Annotated in this window: 1 protein-coding gene; it reads right to left on the bottom strand. The window is 52.9% G+C overall.

Annotation, left to right across the window (positions count from 1 at the left end; translation table 11 throughout):
• A partial coding sequence (locus QT974_RS34520; protein WP_333472843.1) for a DUF4347 domain-containing protein occupies positions 1-906 on the bottom strand: 906 nt, incomplete at its 3' end.
• Between the last annotated feature and the right edge of the window lie 328 nt (positions 907-1234).

The raw sequence follows: 1234 nt of genomic DNA, 5'->3' as shown, positions 1-1234 counted from the left end.
GGGGGTGGCGGCGCCCGTGGGGGTGGTGTTGAGCAGGATCGAGGCGGTGTTGCTGTTGGTGTTCGTCACAGCTAAGTCTGGTTTTCCGTCCAAGTTGAAGTCGCCGATGCTGACGGAGAAGGGGGTATTGCCAGTAGTGAAGTCAACTTTGGTGGCGAAGGTGGGGGTGGCGGCGCCCGTGGGGGTGGTGTTGAGCAGGATCGAGGCGGTGTTGCTGCTGAAGTTCGCCACAGCTAAGTCTGGTTTCCCGTCGCCGTTGATGTCGCCGATGGTGAGGGAGTAGGGGAAACTGCCAGTTGCGAAGTCAACTTTGGGGGCTAAGCCTAGTATGCCGCTGTAAGTTTTGAGGGTGGTTTCGGCGAGGGCTAGTTGGGGCTTTTGCGTTGATGGGGGGATGAGTTGGAGGATATCCCAGGTGCCACCGAGTGCGCTGTTACCTGTAGGTTGGGAGTTAGCGCTGATGTTTGCGCCTGTGAGTTGGTGCAGTTGAGTCAGGAATTGGTGGCCTCTGTCTCCGGCTGCTATGTTGCATCCATATAAGATGATGCTGGCGTTTGGGGTGAGGGCGTTTCGCCACTGTGGCAATTGGTGGCTGTAGTTGTGGATGTTGCTGCTGTTGAGTTCTGTTGTGCCGAAAAACAGGCTGCCAGAATCTCCGTGGGTGATGATGTGTAGGGTTTCGATGCCTCTATGCTGAGCTAGGATTGTGGTGATTTGCTCTACGGCATCGGGCTGGCTTTTGAGGATGTAGGTGGCAGTGTGGGGTTTGATGCCCTGGGCTATCTGCTGGCTATCGGGTATTGTGGGGTCAAGGATGACGATGGAGTTTGGTTGGTTGCTGGTGCAGGAATTGGAATTCGCGATATTTTTGTTTAGGAAAGGGTTAATTTTAGGTAGAGTTTGCATGGTTTTTTGGTTTTTAATGTAGTTGGTAGTTTTTGAGTCGGGAGACGACGCGATCGTTGGTGTCAAATTAAGCCTGAAAGCCTTGATAAATCTCGTTTTTACCCCTGTCCAGATCCGCCTCGCATTCCCCTTAATCGGGGGGATTTTGAGCGCTCAAAGTCCCCCCCCTGATTAAGGGCGGCTAGGCGGTTTCATTCTTAGGTAAATCATCTGTAGGCACGGGGCACCGCCCATAGGTGTCAACTTAAGCCTGAAAGCCTTGATAAATCTGGTTTTTACCTGAGTCTAGATCCCCCTAAATCCCCCTTAAGAAGGGGGACTTTGAGAA

Origin of the sequence: Microcoleus sp. BM001215392, assembly GCF_036700185.1 — a bacterium.
In the GTDB taxonomy this organism is placed as follows: domain Bacteria; phylum Cyanobacteriota; class Cyanobacteriia; order Cyanobacteriales; family Microcoleaceae; genus Microcoleus.
This window is presented reverse-complemented; position numbering and strand designations above follow the sequence as displayed.